This window comes from Rhodococcus sp. KRD175, from assembly GCF_017168275.1.
In the GTDB taxonomy this organism is placed as follows: Bacteria; Actinomycetota; Actinomycetes; order Mycobacteriales; family Mycobacteriaceae; genus Rhodococcoides; species Rhodococcoides fascians.
In genome coordinates this window covers 213,974-231,225 of the sequence record NZ_JABFAQ010000012.1, presented here as the reverse complement: position 1 = coordinate 231,225, position 17,252 = coordinate 213,974, and the positions used below count along the sequence as shown (strand labels likewise).

At 64.9% G+C, this 17,252-nt stretch carries 18 protein-coding genes; 14 read left to right on the top strand and 4 right to left on the bottom strand.

From position 1 onward, the window contains the following. Nucleotides 1-31 precede the first annotated feature (31 nt). Complete coding sequence (locus J1M81_RS19100; RefSeq protein WP_027494651.1) at nucleotides 32-643, bottom strand: TetR/AcrR family transcriptional regulator; 612 nt, start codon at nucleotides 641-643, stop codon at nucleotides 32-34. Between the two features lie 110 nt (nucleotides 644-753). On the opposite strand from J1M81_RS19100, the gene J1M81_RS19095 reads away from it, so the two are divergent. The 11 genes from J1M81_RS19095 (at nucleotide 754) to J1M81_RS19045 (ending at nucleotide 10,538) form a co-directional block, all read left to right on the top strand. Beyond that, nucleotides 754-1,953 carry a thiolase family protein gene (locus J1M81_RS19095; RefSeq protein ID WP_206498597.1) on the top strand — a complete coding sequence of 400 codons (1,200 nt, stop codon included), beginning with the start codon at nucleotides 754-756 and terminating at the stop codon, nucleotides 1,951-1,953. Further along, nucleotides 1,950-2,672 (top strand): enoyl-CoA hydratase/isomerase family protein, encoded by a 723-nt coding sequence (locus J1M81_RS19090; RefSeq protein ID WP_167329803.1) that lies wholly within the window; start codon nucleotides 1,950-1,952, stop codon nucleotides 2,670-2,672. The genes J1M81_RS19095 and J1M81_RS19090 overlap by 4 nt, the downstream gene beginning before the upstream one ends. Continuing rightward, nucleotides 2,669-3,520 carry a 3-hydroxyacyl-CoA dehydrogenase family protein gene (locus J1M81_RS19085; protein ID WP_206498596.1) on the top strand — a complete coding sequence of 284 codons (852 nt, stop codon included), beginning with the start codon at nucleotides 2,669-2,671 and terminating at the stop codon, nucleotides 3,518-3,520. Before J1M81_RS19090 ends, J1M81_RS19085 begins: the two co-directional genes overlap by 4 nt. Further along, complete coding sequence (locus J1M81_RS19080; protein WP_206498595.1) at nucleotides 3,517-4,287, top strand: enoyl-CoA hydratase/isomerase family protein; 771 nt, start codon at nucleotides 3,517-3,519, stop codon at nucleotides 4,285-4,287. Before J1M81_RS19085 ends, J1M81_RS19080 begins: the two co-directional genes overlap by 4 nt. Before the next feature lie 153 nt (nucleotides 4,288-4,440). Further along, nucleotides 4,441-5,388 (top strand): 1,2-phenylacetyl-CoA epoxidase subunit PaaA, encoded by a 948-nt coding sequence (gene paaA / locus J1M81_RS19075; RefSeq protein ID WP_027494656.1) that lies wholly within the window; start codon nucleotides 4,441-4,443, stop codon nucleotides 5,386-5,388. Next, a complete protein-coding gene (paaB, locus tag J1M81_RS19070) occupies nucleotides 5,385-5,762 on the top strand; it encodes a 1,2-phenylacetyl-CoA epoxidase subunit PaaB (RefSeq protein ID WP_032373518.1) in 378 nt (125 codons plus the stop codon). The genes paaA and paaB overlap by 4 nt, the downstream gene beginning before the upstream one ends. A 28-nt stretch (nucleotides 5,763-5,790) precedes the next feature. Beyond that, complete coding sequence (gene paaC, locus J1M81_RS19065; protein WP_206498594.1) at nucleotides 5,791-6,708, top strand: 1,2-phenylacetyl-CoA epoxidase subunit PaaC; 918 nt, start codon at nucleotides 5,791-5,793, stop codon at nucleotides 6,706-6,708. A 41-nt stretch (nucleotides 6,709-6,749) separates the two neighbouring features. Then, nucleotides 6,750-7,211 (top strand): 1,2-phenylacetyl-CoA epoxidase subunit PaaD, encoded by a 462-nt coding sequence (gene paaD / locus J1M81_RS19060; RefSeq protein WP_052055184.1) that lies wholly within the window; start codon nucleotides 6,750-6,752, stop codon nucleotides 7,209-7,211. After that, on the top strand, nucleotides 7,211-8,305 hold the full coding sequence (gene paaE, locus J1M81_RS19055) for a 1,2-phenylacetyl-CoA epoxidase subunit PaaE (protein WP_094651604.1): 1,095 nt from the start codon (nucleotides 7,211-7,213) through the stop codon (nucleotides 8,303-8,305). Before paaD ends, paaE begins: the two co-directional genes overlap by 1 nt. 18 nt (nucleotides 8,306-8,323) lie before the next feature. After that, a complete protein-coding gene (gene paaK / locus J1M81_RS19050) occupies nucleotides 8,324-9,631 on the top strand; it encodes a phenylacetate--CoA ligase PaaK (protein ID WP_027494661.1) in 1,308 nt (435 codons plus the stop codon). Nucleotide 9,632: 1 nt separating this feature from the next. Further along, a complete protein-coding gene (locus J1M81_RS19045) occupies nucleotides 9,633-10,538 on the top strand; it encodes a helix-turn-helix domain-containing protein (protein ID WP_206498593.1) in 906 nt (301 codons plus the stop codon). Between the two features lie 30 nt (nucleotides 10,539-10,568). On the opposite strand, the gene J1M81_RS19040 is transcribed toward J1M81_RS19045, so the two are convergent. Together J1M81_RS19040 and styD are read right to left on the bottom strand one after the other, a co-directional pair. Beyond that, a complete protein-coding gene (locus J1M81_RS19040) occupies nucleotides 10,569-12,098 on the bottom strand; it encodes a GMC family oxidoreductase (protein WP_206498592.1) in 1,530 nt (509 codons plus the stop codon). A 40-nt stretch (nucleotides 12,099-12,138) separates the two neighbouring features. Beyond that, on the bottom strand, nucleotides 12,139-13,623 hold the full coding sequence (gene styD, locus J1M81_RS19035; protein WP_206498591.1) for a phenylacetaldehyde dehydrogenase StyD: 1,485 nt from the start codon (nucleotides 13,621-13,623) through the stop codon (nucleotides 12,139-12,141). 184 nt (nucleotides 13,624-13,807) lie between these two features. On the opposite strand from styD, the gene J1M81_RS19030 reads away from it, so the two are divergent. Further along, entirely contained in the window at nucleotides 13,808-15,193 is a 1,386-nt protein-coding gene (locus tag J1M81_RS19030) for a VOC family protein (protein ID WP_283348140.1), read from the top strand. Between the two features lie 24 nt (nucleotides 15,194-15,217). On the opposite strand, the gene J1M81_RS19025 is transcribed toward J1M81_RS19030, so the two are convergent. Further along, nucleotides 15,218-16,204: an alpha/beta hydrolase family protein gene (locus tag J1M81_RS19025; RefSeq protein WP_032367851.1), complete on the bottom strand. Its 987-nt coding sequence runs from the start codon at nucleotides 16,202-16,204 to the stop codon at nucleotides 15,218-15,220. 210 nt (nucleotides 16,205-16,414) lie between these two features. Between J1M81_RS19025 and J1M81_RS19020 the strand changes: the two genes are divergently transcribed. Continuing rightward, a complete protein-coding gene (locus J1M81_RS19020) occupies nucleotides 16,415-16,867 on the top strand; it encodes a MarR family winged helix-turn-helix transcriptional regulator (protein WP_027494667.1) in 453 nt (150 codons plus the stop codon). Then, nucleotides 16,864-17,250 carry a DUF5313 family protein gene (locus tag J1M81_RS19015; RefSeq protein WP_032388038.1) on the top strand — a complete coding sequence of 129 codons (387 nt, stop codon included), beginning with the start codon at nucleotides 16,864-16,866 and terminating at the stop codon, nucleotides 17,248-17,250. Before J1M81_RS19020 ends, J1M81_RS19015 begins: the two co-directional genes overlap by 4 nt. Nucleotides 17,251-17,252 lie beyond the last annotated feature (2 nt).

The following is a 17,252-nucleotide window of genomic DNA, read 5'->3' as shown; positions in this document are numbered from 1 at the left end:
CTGCGGAACGACCCGGCTGAGCATGTCCTCGCTACGTGCGGCGCAGGCCGTCGAAGGTCAGAGCCACGACGGCGTCGGCCAATTCCTCGACGGATCCGCCGGTGCGCGGGCGGTACCACTCGATGAGCGAGTTGACCGTGCCGAAGACGAGCTTGGACGCCAGAGCCGGGTCGACACCGGGACGCAGGTCGCCCTCCTCGGCGGCGGCGACGACGAGCCCGGTGACGAACGTGTCGAATTCGCGCCTGCGGGCGAGAGCGCGCCGCTCGACGTCGGTGTTGCCCCGCACCCGCAGCAGCAGCGTCACGTAGGGCAGTTCCGCGCACAAGATGTCGACGCTGCGACGCACCAGGTATTCGAGGCGATCGATGTACCGCCCGGTGGTCGCCCGATCCTCGGTCGTCACGGCGAACAGCGCATTGAGAGCCCGCGACAGCGCGAGTTCGAGCAACTCGGACTTGCCCGATACGTGGTGGTAGATCGACGACTTGGTGATACCGAGCCGCTTCGCCAGAATCTCCATGCTGGTGCCGTCGTACCCACGGTCGTTGAAGACCTTGACCGCCACGGCCAAGAGGGAATCCAGGTCGTATCCCGGCCGCCCTGGCTGTCCGGTCTTGCGCGGCGCGCGTGCGGTTGTCATTGCCACATCTTCGCAGTCGGCGGACGATTCCACAGCACCACGGGCAGCAGACCTTGCCAAACGACCGAATGTTCGGTTATTAATGACGCAACCGACGAAGGAGTTTCGAAGTGGCCGAAGTATTTCTCGTGGCCGGCGCACGTACCCCGCACGGGCGCTACGGCGGCGCCCTGGCCTCGGTGCGCCCCGACGATCTCGCCGGGCTGGTCGTGGCCGAAGCGGTCCGCAGAGCGGGCGTACCCGTCGATCGAATCGACGAGGTGATTCTGGGTGCGGCCAACCAGGCAGGCGAGGACAATCGCGATGTGGCCAGAATGGCGGTTCTGCTCGCAGGTCTGCCCCAGTCGGTGCCGGGATACACCGTCAATCGCCTGTGCGCGAGCGGACTGACCGCAGTAGCCAACGCCGCGAGCACCATTCGCAGCGGTGAGGCCGACATCATCGTCGCCGGTGGCGTCGAGTCCATGACGCGCGCGCCGTGGGTCATGGCCAAGCCCGGGACGGCGTGGGCCAAGCCCGGCGAGATCTTCGATACCTCCCTCGGCTGGCGATTCACCAACCCGACCTTCGCAGCGCACGACGCGGGGATCGACCCCAAGATCACCCTGTCGATGGGCGAGACCGCCGAAGAGGTCGCGCTCAGCGAGGGCATCACCCGTGAAGAGTCCGACGCCTTCGCCTTCCGCAGTCAGCAGCGTGCCGTCGCCGCACAGGATTCCGGACGCTTCGCCGACGAGATCGTGCCCGTCACGACCAAGAACGGCGATGTCACCGAGGACGAGACGCCGCGCCGCGGAACCACTCTGGACAAGCTCGGCACCCTGAAGACCGTGTTCCGAAAGGGCGGAATCGTCACCGCCGGCACGTCGTCACCGTTCACCGACGGGGCATCGGCATTGGTGGTGGCCTCGGAAGAAGCCGTGCGCACGTACGGCCTCGAGGTTCGCGGCCGCATCGTCACCAGCGCGAGCGCCGGCATCGCGCCCCACATCATGGGACTCGGTCCGGTCCCGTCCACGCAGAAGGCGCTCACTCGCGCGGGATGGTCGATCGACGACCTCGGTGCCGTCGAACTCAACGAGGCCTTCGCGGCACAGTCCCTCGGCGTCATCCGCCAGCTGAAGCTCGACGAGAACATCGTCAACGCCGACGGCGGGGCCATCGCCCTCGGCCACCCCCTCGGCTCGTCGGGTGCTCGAATTCTGTTGACGCTGTTGGGCCGGATGGAACGAGAGAAGGCCTCCCGTGGGCTCGCGACACTGTGCGTCGGCGTCGGGCAAGGCGTGTCGATGTTGATCGAGGCACCGTGAACACGCTCATCGTCGAGGAGTCGACGGACCGCGTTGTCGTCACCCTGAGTCGCGAGAAGCAGCGCAACGCAATCGATTCCGACATGATCAGCGAGCTGCACAAGGTGTGCGCGCTCGTGGAGCAGGATCCCAGGATCGTGATCCTGACCGGAGCAGGCGAGCATTTTGCCGGCGGTGCCGACATCAACCAGTTGCGGGCCCGCACTCGCGACGACGCACTGCGCGGCATCAACCGAAACCTGTTCGATCGCATTGCAGCATTGCCCCTGCCGACGATTGCAGCCGTCCGCGGATACGCGCTCGGCGGTGGAGCCGAACTGTCCTATGCCTGCGACATCCGGATCGCGTCGTCGACTGCCGTGTTCGGTAATCCCGAACCGGGACTGGGCATCATGGCTGCCGCCGGAGCCAGCTACCGGCTGCCGACGCTGGTGGGCGCGTCCGTAGCGAAGCAGGTGCTTCTCGGTGGCCGGACACTCGACGCAGAGGTGGCACTCCGATCCGGTCTGGTGCTGGACGTCGTCGACGAGCCCATGGCCGCAGCGCATTCCCTCGCGGATCGCATCGCCAAGCAAGCACCACTGGCACTGACACTCACCAAGAAGATTCTCGATGCACCCGGTTCGCACCCATGGGCCGACGACATCGCGCAGGCCGTGCTGTTCGAGACCGAAGACAAACAACGCCGCATGACGGCATTTCTGGAGAAGAAGAAATGACAGTTCCTGTGAAAGTTGGTGTCGTCGGTGGCGGACGGATGGGCGCGGGTATCGCGCAGGTCTTCGCGGCCCTCGGCTCCATCGTCGTCATCGCCGAAGCAGCCGACCAGACTGCAGCCCTCGGACGAGTCTCGACCGGGCTGGACCGGGCGCACGAGCGCGACAAGCTCAGCGAGGACCCCGCTGCGATTCTCGCCCGGGTCTCCACCGTCGCCGGCCCCGCGGATCTTGCTGCCGACCTGGACCTGGTTGTCGAAGCGGTTCCCGAGATTCCGTCGCTCAAGGTCGAGGTACTGGCTCTCGTCGACAAGATCGCCGGGCCCGACACGGTCATCGCGTCGAACACGAGCTCGATCTCCATCGCGGAACTCGGCGCAGCATTGAGCGATCCGAGCCGCTTCATCGGGATGCACTTCTTCAACCCGGTTCCGGCGTCGACCCTCGTCGAGATCGTGCGCGCTCCGGCCACTTCCCTAGACGTCGTGCAGCGAGTGCAGCAGTGGGTGTCACTGCTCGGCAAAACCGAGGTGCTCGTCAACGACTCCCCCGGGTTCGCTACCTCCCGGCTCGGCGTGTGCCTCGGACTCGAGGCCATCCGGATGCTGGAGGAAGGCGTCGCCGACGCCGAATCGATCGACCGCGCCATGGAACTCGGCTACAAGCATCCGATGGGTCCGTTGCGGTCCACCGACCTCGTCGGGTTGGACGTTCGGCTCGCCATCGCAGAACACCTGGCGTCGACCCTCGGCGACAGGTTCACTCCCCCGCAGTTGTTGCGAGACATGGTTGCTCGCGGCGACATCGGACGCAAGTCCGGTCGCGGCTTTTACGATTGGACGAACGCATGACGGTACGGTTCGATGTCACCGACGGCCTGGCGACCATCACCCTCGCGCGCTCCGAGGCACACAACGCCCTCGACGTCATGACGAAAGTCGGCCTGATGTCTGCAGTGCAGAACGCCGCCGCACCCAGTGTGCGCGCGGTGCTCATCACCGCGGAGGGCAAGAACTTCTGCGTCGGCCAGGACCTCGGCGAGCACGTCACCGCACTCGAAGCCGACCCGGCCACGGCGATGGATACCGTCGGCGAGCATTACAACCCGGTCATCCGAGAGCTCGCAGCGCTCGAGGTGCCGATCGTCGTGGCCATCCCCGGCGCGTGCGTCGGTGCCGGTCTCGGGATCGCACTCGCCGGAGACATCCGCGTCGCCGGCACCAAGTCGTCGTTCGCCACGGCGTTCACCGGCATCGGATTGGCCAGCGACTCGGGGTTGAGCTACACGCTGGTCGACGCACTGGGAGCGAGCCGGGCCGCGGGACTGATGCTGCTCGGAGACAAGGTCACCGCCGCGCAGGCTCTCGACTGGGGTCTGGTGCATCGCGTCGTCGACGATGCCGACGTTCTCGAGACCGCGCGCACGCTGGCCACAACGCTCGCTGCGGGACCCACCCTGGCGTACAAGCAGGTCAAGTCGCTGATCGCGCGGTCCGGTCTGTCCGACGCCCTGGACCGCGAGGCGCAGGCACAGACCGCTCTGGGACAGACCGCCGACCACAAGGCCGCCGTCGATGCTTTCCTCGCGAAGAAGAGAGCCTCCTTCGTCGGCAGGTGAGCGGGAGTGGAGCCTGCGGAACGACCCATGTGAACAGAAACTCGACCCCTGCTACGAACTTTCACGCACGTGCGGCGAAGCCGCTCTTGTGCCCGGGGTCACTTCGATGCATACTGGTTACCAACCGATCATTCGGTAATGAAAGTAGGACTTATGACCACGTCAAATACCCTGTCCACCGAGACGCTGCAGGACGGGTTCGACGAGACCATTGCCCACGAGCAGCGCGTCGAGCCCCGTGACTGGATGCCGGACGGCTACCGCAAGTCGCTCATCCGCCAGATCGCCCAGCACGCGCACTCCGAGATCATCGGCATGCAGCCGGAGGGCAACTGGCTCACCCGCGCACCGTCGTTGCGCCGCAAGGCGATCCTGATGGCCAAGGTGCAGGACGAGGCCGGTCACGGTCTCTACCTCTACTCCGCCGCTGAAACGCTCGGAGCGGACCGCGCCGACCTGACGGTCAAGCTCATCGAGGGCAAGCAGAAGTACTCCTCGATCTTCAACTACCCCACCCTGACGTACGCCGACGTGGGCACCATCGGCTGGCTGGTCGACGGTGCGGCGATCTGCAACCAGGTTCCCCTGTGCCGCAGCAGCTTCGGTCCGTACGCACGCGCGATGATCCGGGTCTGCAAGGAAGAATCCTTCCACCAGCGCCAGGGCTACGAACTGCTCGCCACGATGATGCGCGGCACCGACGAACAGCGCGCCATGGTTCAGGAATCGGTCAACCGCTGGTGGTGGCCGGCACTGATGATGTTCGGCCCGCCGGACGACGAGTCCCCCAACACCGAGCAGTCCATGAAGTGGGGCATCAAGCGCCACACCAACGACGAACTGCGCCAACGCTTCGTCGACATGTCGATCCCGCAGGCGAAGGCACTCGGAGTCACGTTCCCCGACCCGGACCTGAAGTGGAACGAGGAGCGCAAGTCACACGATTTCGGTGAGCCCGACTGGTCCGAGTTCATGCAGGTGATCAAGGGCAACGGTGCCTCCAACGTCGAGCGCATCGCGAACCGTCGAGCAGCTCACGACGGCGGAGCCTGGGTCCGTGAGGCCGCAACCGCATTCGCCGAAAGGAACGCAGCATCATGACACGCCCTGAAGAGGCCCAGTTCACCGCCGAGGGCGGCCACGGCGCAGTGCCCACCGAGGGTGTTCCGGTCGAGCCGAAAAGGGAAGCGGTCAAAGCCGATTGGCCGTTGTACGAGGTGTTCCTCCGCGGCAAGCGCGGCCTGAACCACGTACACGTCGGATCACTCCACGCCGCCGACGACCACATGGCCCTGCGGCATGCTCGCGACGTCTACACCCGCCGCAACGAAGGCGTCAGCATCTGGGTGGTTCCGTCCAACTCGATCGTCGCGTCGTCGCCGTCGGAGAAGGATCCGTTCTTCGCGCCGAGTGGCGACAAGGTCTACCGCCACCCGACGTTCTACGAGATCCCCGACAACGTTCCCCACATGTGAGACCCATACTCCCAGAGGACTAGCACTCATGACCGATCACGACAGCGCCTACGAGGGCCTCGTCGACGAGGACTCGCACGGGCAGTGGGCATTCGGGACGAGCTTCGACGACCCGCTCGCCGGAGTCGACACCACCGTTCCCGACGACGTCGACCTGAAAGCCCTTGCCGCGTACTGCCTCATGCTCGGCGACGATGCGCTGATCAGCTCCCAGCGCCTCGCCGAATGGAGCACTCGCGCACCGGAACTGGAAGAAGAGGTGGCGCTGGCCAACGTAGGCCTCGATCTGCTCGGCCAGGCCCGGCTGCTACTGGCCCGCGCTGCGAAAGCCGATCCGACAGTGGTGCCGTTCATCTCGGACACGTCACCCGCACCCGCCGAGGATGCTCTGGCGTTCTTTCGCGACGAGGCCGACTTCCGCAACGTTCGGCTCACAGAGCTCGACAACGGCGATTTCGCGAAGTCGCTGGTTCGTCTGCTGGTGTTCTCGACGTGGCGGCTCGCCGTCTTCACTCGCCTGCAGGAATCCCGCGATCCCGTTCTCGCCGCGGTTGCGAACAAGGGCGTCAAAGAGTTGACCTACCACCGTGATTACGCCGCCCGGTGGGTCGTCACCCTGGGCTGCGGCACGGACGAATCGAAGCGACGCGTCCGCGACGCCGTGACTCGGATCTGGCCGTACGTCTCGGAACTGTTCATTCCGACGGACGAGGAGACCGCGCTCGCGAAAGTCGGTGTCGCCGTCGATCCCCGTGACGTCCGCGAGGAGTTCGATTCGGTTCTCGCACAGGTGCTGCACGCCGCGGAGCTGGACGCCCCCGAGGGCAAGTCCGTGGGCACTATCGGCGGCCGTGGTGGCCGTCGCGGCATTCACACCGAAGCATTCGGTCCGCTGATTGCCGAGATGCAGGTCGTGGCGAGGGCACATCCGGAGGGAGTCTGGTGACCACACTTCAACGAACCGCACGCGAAATCGCAGCTACCGTCATGGATCCGGAGATGCCGCTGCTCACCCTCGACGACCTCGGCGTCCTGCGCGACGTCGAGGTACGCGAGAACGGCAGCGTGCTCGTCACGATCACTCCGACGTACTCCGGCTGCCCCGCCATGGCGACGATGCGGGACGACATCGCTCACAAGCTTCAGGACCACGGCTACGCGGATGTCGAGATCGTCACCAGCCTGACGCCGGCATGGAGTACCGACTGGATCTCCGAGGAGGGCCTGCGCAAGCTGCGCGAGACCGGCTACTCCACTCCGGGTCCGGCCCCGGAACGTACATCCGGCCCGGTGCCGCTGACCTTGACCGTCAAACCCCGTCAGCTCACCTGCCCGCAATGCAGCTCGCGCAACACCCGGCTCACGTCCGAGTTCGGCGCCACGCTCTGCAAAGCCCAGTACCGGTGCGACGACTGCCTCGAGCCCTTCGACCACGTGAAGGAAATCTGATGACCGTCACCGCCGAGCCCGTTCAGAAGAATTTACGCAACAAGCCTTTTCATTCACTGACCGTTGCCGACGTGGAATCGCTCTGCGACGACGCCGTTGCCGTCACGTTCGACGTCCCGGAAGAATTGCGCGAAGAGTTCGACTTTCGACCGGGCCAGTCACTGATGCTCAGCCGCACCGTCGACGGCGTCGAGCACCGCCGCTCATACTCCATCTGCGCCCCGGCGGGTGCGCGTCCCCGCGTCGGTGTCCGTGAGGTGTCCGACGGTCTGTTCTCCTCCTGGCTCGTTCACGACGTCAAAGCAGGCGACCGCATCGACGTGCAGGGCCCGAGCGGCACCTTCCACGCTGATCCGGCCCAGGCCGGCAGGCACGTGCTCATCGCCGCCGGTTCCGGTATCACCCCGATGTTGTCGATTGCGGCATCCGTTCTGGCGAATCCCGACTCCGAAGTGGTTCTGCTGTACGGCAATCGCCGGACGCGAACGGTGATGTTCGCCGAGGAGATCGCCGATCTGAAGGACCAGTACGGCAGTCGATTCGACGTCATTCATGTACTGTCTCGCGAGCCACGGGAAGTCGAATTGTTCAGCGGCAGGCTCGATGCCGACCGGCTTCGCGAGATACTCGACACCGTCGTCGCAACACCGGACATCGACCACTTCTGGTTGTGCGGTCCGTTCGGGATGGTGAACGATGCCCAGGACGTTCTGAAGGAACTCGGCGTCGCGAAGAGCAGCATTCACCACGAACTGTTCTACGTCGACGATGTACCGCCGCCGCAGGAGCAGCACCGCGAGCCCGGTATCACCGGCCCCAGCAGTGAGGTCACGATCATCCTCGATGGCCGCGAGGTGAAAGGCGCTCTGCCGCAGAACGAGTCGATTCTCGATTCGGCCGAGCAGCTGCGCTCGGACCTCCCCTTCGCATGCAAGGGCGGAGTGTGCGGCACCTGCCGCGCGAAGGTGACCTTCGGAGAGGTCGACATGCGTCGTAACTATGCATTGGAAGACAACGAGGTCGATGCCGGCTTCGTGCTCACCTGCCAAACCTTCCCACTCAGCGACACCGTCACCGTCGACTTCGACGCCTGAGACCACGAGAGACCGATCATGACCAGTGTGCTGTCCGCCCCCACCGATACCCCCGACATCGAGTTCGCCTCTCGGGACCGCATTTCCACGCTGCAGTTGGAGCGCCTGCGATGGTCGCTGCAGCACGCGTACGACAACGTTCCGCACTACACGAAGGCATTCGACGACGCCGGGGTGCATCCGACCGATCTGAAAGATCTGTCGGATCTGGCGAAGTTCCCGTTCACCGCCAAGAAGGACCTGCGGGAGAACTACCCGTTCGGCATGTTCGCGGTGCCGCAGGACAAGGTCTCGCGCATCCACGCGTCCTCGGGCACCACCGGACGTCCCACTGTCGTCGGTTACACCGCGAACGACATCAGCAACTGGGCCGATCTCATCGCCCGCAGCCTCCGCGCCGGCGGCGTCAAGCCGTCGGACAAGGTGCACGTGGCCTACGGGTACGGCCTCTTCACCGGCGGACTCGGCGCGCACTACGGCGCAGAACGTCTGGGCTGCACGGTGATTCCAATGTCGGGCGGTATGACCGATCGTCAGATCCAGCTCATCGAGGACTTCGAGCCCGACGCCATCATGGTCACGCCGTCGTACATGCTCACGATCGTCGACGCGATGGTCAAGAAGGGCATCGATCCGGCGAAGACCTCGCTGAAAACCGGTGTCTTCGGCGCGGAGCCCTGGACCGAGGAGATGCGCAAGGAGATCGAGAAGACTCTCGACATGGACGCCGTCGACATCTACGGCCTGTCCGAGGTCATGGGACCGGGTGTCGCGATGGAATGCGTCGAAACCAAGGACGGACTCCACATCTGGGAGGATCATTTCTACCCGGAGGTCATCGACCCGGTGACCGGCGAGGTTCTGCCCGACGGCGAGGAGGGTGAATTGGTGTTCACGTCCTTGTCCAAGGAAGCGATGCCGATCATCCGCTACCGCACCCGCGATCTGACGCGACTGTTGCCGGGCACGGCTCGCACGATGCGTCGGATGCAGAAGGTCACCGGCCGCACCGACGACATGATCATTCTGCGCGGGGTCAATCTCTTCCCGACGCAGATCGAGGAGCTGATCTTGACGGTTCCCGTTCTGGCACCGCAGTTCCAGTGTGTGCTCGAGCGTGCCGGACGCATGGACTCACTGACCGTCCTCGTCGAAGCCCGACCCGATGCCGCGCTCGACACGCATCCGATTGCCGCAGCAACGCTGAAGAAGCTGGTCAAGGACCGGATCGGCGTCAGCGTCGCGGTCGACGTCGTTGCACCGGCGGCCCTCGAGCGTTCCATCGGTAAGGCCCGCCGTCTGATCGACAACCGTCCGACCGTATGACATGAGCCCGGTGGCACAGGATTTCGAGCAATGGCGCGAGAACGTCTCCACGGCGTTCGTGCCTCTCGACGCTGTGTCCACCGGGCCGTCGTCGTTCCAGGGCACGCTGGTGTCGTCGACGCTCGGGGCGCTGCAACTGAGCGAGGTGACCGGCCGGGAGGTCGACGTCAGGCGCACACGCGCGACCATCCGGCGGTCCGACCCGGGATTGATCAAGGTGGGTCTGCAACTGACGGGGTGCGGCACGATCGTCCAGAACGAGCGCGAGGCCGTGCTCCATCCTGGCGACTTCGCGGTCTACGACACCAGTGCCCCTTACGATCTGCACTTCGCCGGGGACTTCGAGATGTTCGTGGTGATGCTTCCACGCGACGCGCTCCGCATCGATTCCCGTGACTTGACGACCGTTGCCGCGCGTCGTGTGGAGGGCGATCACGGCGTCGGCGCGCTGGTGTCGCCGTTCCTGTTCAATTTGCGTCGCAACGCCGCCGACGGCACTTTACCAACGACACCGATGCTCGAGAACGCCGTCCTCGATTTGCTCTGCGCCGCTCTCGACGACGCGGCTCCCCACGATGCGCCGGGATCCACACTCCTGATCGAGGCCAAGAGTCTCGTCGAATCTCAGCTGTCCGATCCGACACTGTCCACGGCGTCTCTCGCTGCGCACCTGCATATTTCGACGCGCTACTTGCAGAAGCTCTTCGAGCAGGACGGTCGCACGGTGGCCGGCTGCATCAGATCCAGGCGTCTGGAGAGGTGCCACCGCGACCTGCGTGACCCTCGTTTCGCCGCAGACAGTATCGGAACCGTCTGTGCGCGTCACGGTTTGATCGATTCCTCGAACTTCTCGAAGCTGTTCAAGGAGACGTACGGCATGTCGCCGCGGGAGTACCGCGCCGGGTGAGAGCGCACGCCGCCCTCACCCGACCACGAACTACTTTCCGAGGATCAGATCCGAGGCCCGCTCACCGACCATGATGGACGGCGCGTTGGTGTTGCCCGACGGCACCGTGGGCATGATCGACGCGTCCGCCACCCGCAATCCATCGACCCCGCGGACCCGAAGGTCGGCTCCGACAACGGCATCGGAGTCCGACTCGGCTCCCATCTTGCAGGTTCCGACCTGGTGGTGGTACGTACCGGCAGTCTGTCGGACGTACGCCCGCAGGTCGTCGCGGGTGCGGGCGCTCGGTCCCGGTACCACCTCCGCTTTACGCCACGGCGCGAAGACATCGGAGGCACCGATCTCCCGGCAGATCTCCACCGCGTCGACCATCGCCTCGAGGTCGTACGGATCGGCCAGGATGTTCGGATCCGCCAGCGGCAGTTCATTCGGATCCGAGGACGCCAATCGCAGCGTGCCGCGTGAACACGGAGCCACGATTCCCGGAGCGATCGTGTAGCCGTTCTCGGGCACCGGGTATCCGTCGGCGGGGTAGGGGATGTGCATGAACAGGGGCTGCAGATCGGGTGCAGCGCCGGCCCATCCGGTACTGCGGGCGTACAGCTGCGCTTCGAGCAGGTTGTTCGTACCGGCTGCGAGCGGCTCGAGGGACTCGTAGATGTTGCTCAGCAGCAGGTGATCGTGCAGGTTTTCGCCCACCCCCGGCAGGTCGACGACGGTGTCGATTTCCAGTTCGGCCAAATGTGTGGACGGTCCGATTCCACTGAGCAGCAGGGTCTTCGGAGAGCCGAGGGCTCCGCCGCACAGGATGACCTCGTGATCGGCGAACGCTCGCTCCAGCTCGCCATCTCCGCGGCTGTATTCGATGCCCACCGCTCGGCCGTTCTCGAGCACCACGCGATGAACGAGCGCACCGGTGGTCACCGTCAAGTCGGGATTGTCGAGCACCGGGCCGACGAAGCTCTTCCAGGCGCTCATCCGCTCACCGTCGCGCGTGGTGGTGTGGTTGTAGCCGGCACCGACCATCTCGTCGGCGTTGAAGTCGTCGATGAGCTTGTGACCATGTTCGACGGCCGCATCGACGAAGGCTGCCGCCAAGGGGTGCGGGGTACCCATGATGGACACCGGCAGTGGCCCGTCACCGCCGTGGAACTCGTTGGCACCGAGCTCGTGTGACTCCGAACGCTTGAACAGCGGCAGCACGTTCTCCCAGGCCCATCCCGCATCACCGGTCGCAGAGGCCCATCCGTCGTAATCGCTGAAATGCCCTCGCACGTAGATCATTCCGTTGAGGGACGAGCTGCCGCCGAGGACACGTCCGCGTGGCCAGAAGATTCGCCGATCGTTGGCGTGCTTCTGCGGGGTGGTGAACAGTCCCCAGTCCTGCGGTCCGCCCAACAGCATCGGCCAGCCCTGCGGTGAATGGCTTGCCGGATCGGTGTCCACGGGACCGGCTTCGATCACGTGGACGGTGTGGCCTGCGTCGAGGAGCCTCCTGGCGATGACGCTTCCTGCTGATCCTGCTCCGACGACGACGTAGTCGGTCGATTTCTTCGGCATGTCAGTCCTTGCTGTTTCGTTGCTGCACGAGGGAGTCGGGCTACAGAACTACGGTGACGACCTTCTCTTCGGTGTTGGCCTCGATACCGGCCCACCCGAGTTCCCGGCCCGTGCCACTGGACTTCATGCCGCCCCAGGGGAGAGCGGGATCGATTGCAGCCCAGCCGTTCACCCACACCGCGCCGGAACGGACCTGCCCGGCCAGTATGTGCGCCCTCGACACGTCGCGGGTCCAGATCGAGGCGGCCAACCCGTACACGGTGTCGTTGGCAATGGAGATCGCCTCGTCGGCCGTATCGAACGGAATTACCGTTCCGACCGGTCCGAAAATCTCCTCCTGGGCGATCTTCATGTCGTTGTCGGCATCGGCGAAGATCGTCGGCTCGACGAAATAGCCGGCACCGTCGGGACGTCCGCCACCGGCCGCGACTCGAGCTCCGCCGTCGCGTCCCGTCTGGATGTACCCCAGCACACTGTCTCGTTGCTTCGCGTTGACGAGGGCACCCATCGTCGTCGACGGATCGAACGGATCGCCCAGCACCTGAGCCGAGGCCGCTGCGGCCAATCCGTCCACCACCTGTGAGTACAGCGAGCGATGCACCAGCACTCGGGTTCCGGCCGCACACACCTGGCCCTGGTTGAAGAACAGTCCCATCGCGGTTCCGTTGATCGCCGCGTCGAGATCCGCATCCTCGAGAATGATCTGCGGGGACTTGCCGCCGAGTTCGAGCGTCGTCCGCTTGAACGTGTTGGCAGCCTTCTTCGCGATGAGCTTGCCGACCCGGGGGCTGCCGGTGAAGCTGATCTTGTCGACGTCAGGATGCCCGACCAAGGCGTCACCCGTCACTTCACCCAGTCCTGGAACAACATTGACCACTCCGGCCGGTACTCCTGCCTCGTCGATCAGTCGAGCCAGGTGCAGGATGGACAGCGGCGCGTCCTCCGGCGGCTTGACGACGACGGTGTTCCCCGCGGCCAGCGCGGGAGCAAGCTTCCACGCCGCGATCATCAGCGGGGTGTTCCAGGGAACGATCATGCCGATGACGCCCACCGGCTCACGGACGGTGTACGAGTGCGTCGGCTGCCCGAAGTAGCCCGCAGTGGGGATGGAGCTGCCGGTGATCTTGTCGGCCCAGCCCGCGAAGTGCCGGAAAGTGGCTGCAGCATTGGGGATGTCGAGCATTGCCGGTTGACCGACCGGCTTGCCGACGTCGAGAGCTTCGAGTCGAGCGAGAAGGTCACCGTCCCGCTCGATCAGATCGGCCACCCGATTGAGCAGCTGGCCCCGGACTGCCCCGGGGGTAGCACCCCACTCACCACCGAGCTGGGCACGGGCCGCACGCACCGCTGCGTCCACGTCCGACGCGGTGGCTGCGGCAATCTCCGCCAGGGGTTGCTCGGTGGTCGGGTTCAAGTCGGTGAAGGTTCCTCCGTCGGATGCACCGTGCCACTGCCCCGCGATGCAGAGCTCGGTGGCGGTGCCGGTCGGCAGCGACGGTGCGGCCGTTACCTGTACTGCGGTCATGTGTTTTCGCTCCTTCTCGGTGCCGTGTGCAGGCACCTCTCGCATGTCTGCTCCAGACTGCGCCCGGGCGAACGCGCCGGTCTTGTGTGATCGCGCACACATTGTGCGGTAGATGCGCACAGTCGCGAGAGTGCAGCAGGCAGTCGAACGGGTTCCGTGCCGGCGACGAAAAGCGCAGTATGAGGTGGTGAACGTGACACCGACGCAATTGCGAGCGCAGTTCGCCCTTCGTCTGTCGACTTTGTACGGGCGGGAGGTTCCCGCGTACACGACGCTGTTGGATGTCACCGCGTCGATCAATGCCGACACGATGCGCACCAGCGGTGCCGATGCGGAACGTTTCGGCTCCATCGATCGCGTCACCGCCGAGCGGCACGGGGCGATTCGGGTCGGCAATGCACGTGAGATGTCGCAGGTGGCACTGATATTCGGTGCCATGGGCATGTATCCGGTGGGTTTCTACGATCTGCGTGACACTGCGTCGAGTTCGATTCCGGTGGTGTCGACTGCGTTCCGGCCGATCGATCCGGCCGAGCTGGCGATCAACCCGTTCCGGATCTTCACCTCGATGCTGGTGGCGTCGGATCGACGGTTCTTCGACCCGGATCTCGGCCGTCGCCTGGCGGAATTCCTCGATCGCAGAACACTGTTCCCTCCGCTACTGCTCGAGCTGGCAGCCACGTGCGAGAGGGACAACGGCCTCGCAGCGGAGGAGTCCGCTACCTTTCTGGACCTCGCGACGGCGGCGTTCGCGTTGTCGACCGACCCTGTCGACAGAGCGTGGTACCGCGAACTCGAGGCAGTCTCGGCGGTGGCCGCCGACATCGGTGGTGTCTCCTCCACCCACATCAACCATCTGACACCGAGGGTTCTGGACATCGACCTTCTGCATCGCCGTATGGGAGAGCACGGGGTGGCGATGATCGACACCATCCAGGGGCCTCCTCGTACGTCCGGTCCCGGATTGCTGTTGCGCCAGACGTCGTTCCGAGCGCTGGACGAGCAGCGGATGTTTCTCGACGAGAACGGCAACGTCGAACCCGGCCATCTACGGGTGCGGTTCGGCGAGGTCGAAGCCAGGGGCGCGGCAGCTACCGCACTCGGACGACGTCGCTACGACGAGTATCTGGATCGACTCGATACCGAGGAACCCGAGGACGCGTCCGCACTGTGGTCGTCGCTGGTGCCGGACGACGAGACACTGTGGATGGCAGAAGACCTCGCCTACTTCACCTTTCGAGTCACTGGGACCAACCCGTCCGCTGCAGACCGGGACGGTGGCCTCGTCGATCTGGTCAGGTCGGGTGTTCTCGCGGCCGACCCGATCGTGTACGAGGACTTCCTGCCCAAGTCGGCGGCGGGCATCTTCAGGTCCAATCTCGAATCCGACGGCACACGCAATTCCGACAATACCGCGGCAGCCTTCGATGCGGAGGCGATGGAAAGCGTTCTGGGACGGACCCTGCACGACCCGTACCGGATCTACGACCGCCTCCGAGACCAGTCGGTGACGCTAGTCGAGAAGCACCTCGGCCTGACGAAGCCTCTCGACTGCCCATGGACCCACTGAGCAATCGGCCCGAGATACCGAGTATCAGCCCGAGATACCGAGGGATCCGGCGAGGGTCGGCCAACTCTTCGGTAGCTGCTCCACCCAGTACGGCCACGAGTGCGTTCCGGTCTCGGTGAAGTCGAACGTTGCAGGAATGTTCAACTGGCCGAGCCGATCCGCGAGTCGGTGTGTGCAGTAGTTGGACCCGACCTCGATGAGGCCACCGACCACCACCCTGTCCCATCCCGCTGCAGTGTCGAAGCTTTCGTGTCGTCCGGGTGCTCCGGTTCCCACCGACACGTAGACATCGGTACCGCGCAGACTTTCGGCATTGGCCACCGAATCATGTTCGGCCCACGCAGGATCGAAGGGTCCGCCCCACATGTTGTCGGCATTGCCGCCGAAAGCTGCGACGATGGCTCGAATACTGGCCTGGCCCAACGGCTCGGCGGACGCGAAGCAGCCGCTGTACGACGCCACGCCGGAGTACACGTCCGGGTTACGTGCGGCGAGCATCATCGCCGATTGTGCGCCCATCGACAGTCCCGCGATCGCGTTGCGGCCGTTGCCGTCCACGGCCGCGTCGATCAGCGGAGGTAGTTCCTCGGTGAGAAACGTTTCCCACTGGTACCGGCCGAGTTTCGGGTCGTCGCGCTGCCAGTCGGTGTAGAAGCTGCCTGGCCCGGCCAACGGCAGGACGACGTTGACGTTCTTGTCGGCGAAGAACTCCGCTGCCTGCCCCTTCCGCAACCACATGCTGTTGTGCGGATCCTCTTCGCCGATGCCGCTGAGCATGTACAGCGTCGGACGCGGTCCGGTCTTCACCGCGGGCGTGAGCACCTGCACTTCGACGACGGCCCCCATAGCGGGTGAGTCGACCTTCAGCGTGCGCAGCGTGTCGGATGTCAGGACGGTGTCGACGATGCGGGCGGAGGGCGCAGCCGGCTCGGCGGATGCGATACCTCCCGAGGCGATCGACAGGGACAACGCTGCGACGAAGACAGTGGTGGAGATGCGTCGGCGACGCATGGCGATCCTCTCGGGATTATCACGGTAAGGGTGAATCGAGGTGCAGCATTGCACAATTGCGCGCCCGGTAACACGTTGTGGGCAAACTTTCATCACTGTCGCAGACTCGATACCCGATCGAGGTGGCGAACCTGAACCTCCGCCCTTTTTCATCATTCGAGTCGTACACGAACAATTCGTGCACTAATCAATTCTGCTACTCTGGCCATCGTGACCACCACCGAGGATCCACTCGCGCTCGATCGCCAGGTCTGCTTCGCCCTGGCCGTCACCAACCGGGCTGTGCTGTCGGTGTATCGGCCGTTGCTCGAACCGATGGGCCTGACCCATCCGCAGTATCTCGTGATGTTGGCCTTGTGGGGCGAGTCGCCGATGTCGGTCAAAGCGATCGGCTCAGCGCTGCAACTCGACTCGCCCACCCTGTCTCCGCTGCTCAAGCGTCTGGAATCGATGGGCCTGCTCACCCGCACACGCAGCACGGAAGACGAGCGCATTCTGCTTGTATCCCTCACCCCCGCCGGAGCCGCTCTCCGCGCCGAGGCCGAAAAGATTCCATCCGCGGTCGTGGCGAGACTCGGTGCGTCACTCGACGAACTGGAGCAGTTGCGCCGCGTCCTCACTCGCGTCAACGACGCGGCGATCGCAGCAGGAGCACTGACATGAGCGCACGACCCCAGCGCACCCGTCCGAACGTCGGCCAATGGTTGGGCTACGCCGTCCTGGGCCGCAAACTCCCCGACTCGATGCAGGATTGGGTTCGACGCGACCTCGTCGGCCCCGGCGCGACACCGCGTCACATCCTGCGCTCGATGATCCCGTTCCTGCCCATCTTCATCGGGTTCTTCGTGCTCTTTCCCGGCGCGATCTGGTTACGTGCCTCGATGGTCCTGTTGGCCCTGCTGCTCGCGCTGTTCTACACCGCCGCATACATGGACCAGAACCGCGCTCGTCGTCTCGAGATTCACGGACTGCCCGCCGATCTGAAGAGCGAGAAGAAGACGGCGGAACTCGAACGCGAACGCGAGAACTACCGCCGCAACCACTGACC

Coding starts and splice junctions, on each gene's coding strand:
- paaA (WP_027494656.1), top strand. CDS start 4,441: ATGACCACGTCAAATACCCTGTCCACCGAGACGCTGCAGGACGGGTTC.
- J1M81_RS19040 (WP_206498592.1), bottom strand. CDS start 12,098: ATGCCGAAGAAATCGACCGACTACGTCGTCGTCGGAGCAGGATCAGCA.
- J1M81_RS19045 (WP_206498593.1), top strand. CDS start 9,633: ATGAGCCCGGTGGCACAGGATTTCGAGCAATGGCGCGAGAACGTCTCC.
- paaB (WP_032373518.1), top strand. CDS start 5,385: ATGACACGCCCTGAAGAGGCCCAGTTCACCGCCGAGGGCGGCCACGGC.
- styD (WP_206498591.1), bottom strand. CDS start 13,623: ATGACCGCAGTACAGGTAACGGCCGCACCGTCGCTGCCGACCGGCACC.
- paaC (WP_206498594.1), top strand. CDS start 5,791: ATGACCGATCACGACAGCGCCTACGAGGGCCTCGTCGACGAGGACTCG.
- J1M81_RS19015 (WP_032388038.1), top strand. CDS start 16,864: ATGAGCGCACGACCCCAGCGCACCCGTCCGAACGTCGGCCAATGGTTG.
- J1M81_RS19080 (WP_206498595.1), top strand. CDS start 3,517: ATGACGGTACGGTTCGATGTCACCGACGGCCTGGCGACCATCACCCTC.
- paaE (WP_094651604.1), top strand. CDS start 7,211: ATGACCGTCACCGCCGAGCCCGTTCAGAAGAATTTACGCAACAAGCCT.
- J1M81_RS19085 (WP_206498596.1), top strand. CDS start 2,669: ATGACAGTTCCTGTGAAAGTTGGTGTCGTCGGTGGCGGACGGATGGGC.
- paaK (WP_027494661.1), top strand. CDS start 8,324: ATGACCAGTGTGCTGTCCGCCCCCACCGATACCCCCGACATCGAGTTC.
- J1M81_RS19025 (WP_032367851.1), bottom strand. CDS start 16,204: ATGCGTCGCCGACGCATCTCCACCACTGTCTTCGTCGCAGCGTTGTCC.
- paaD (WP_052055184.1), top strand. CDS start 6,750: ATGGATCCGGAGATGCCGCTGCTCACCCTCGACGACCTCGGCGTCCTG.
- J1M81_RS19100 (WP_027494651.1), bottom strand. CDS start 643: ATGACAACCGCACGCGCGCCGCGCAAGACCGGACAGCCAGGGCGGCCG.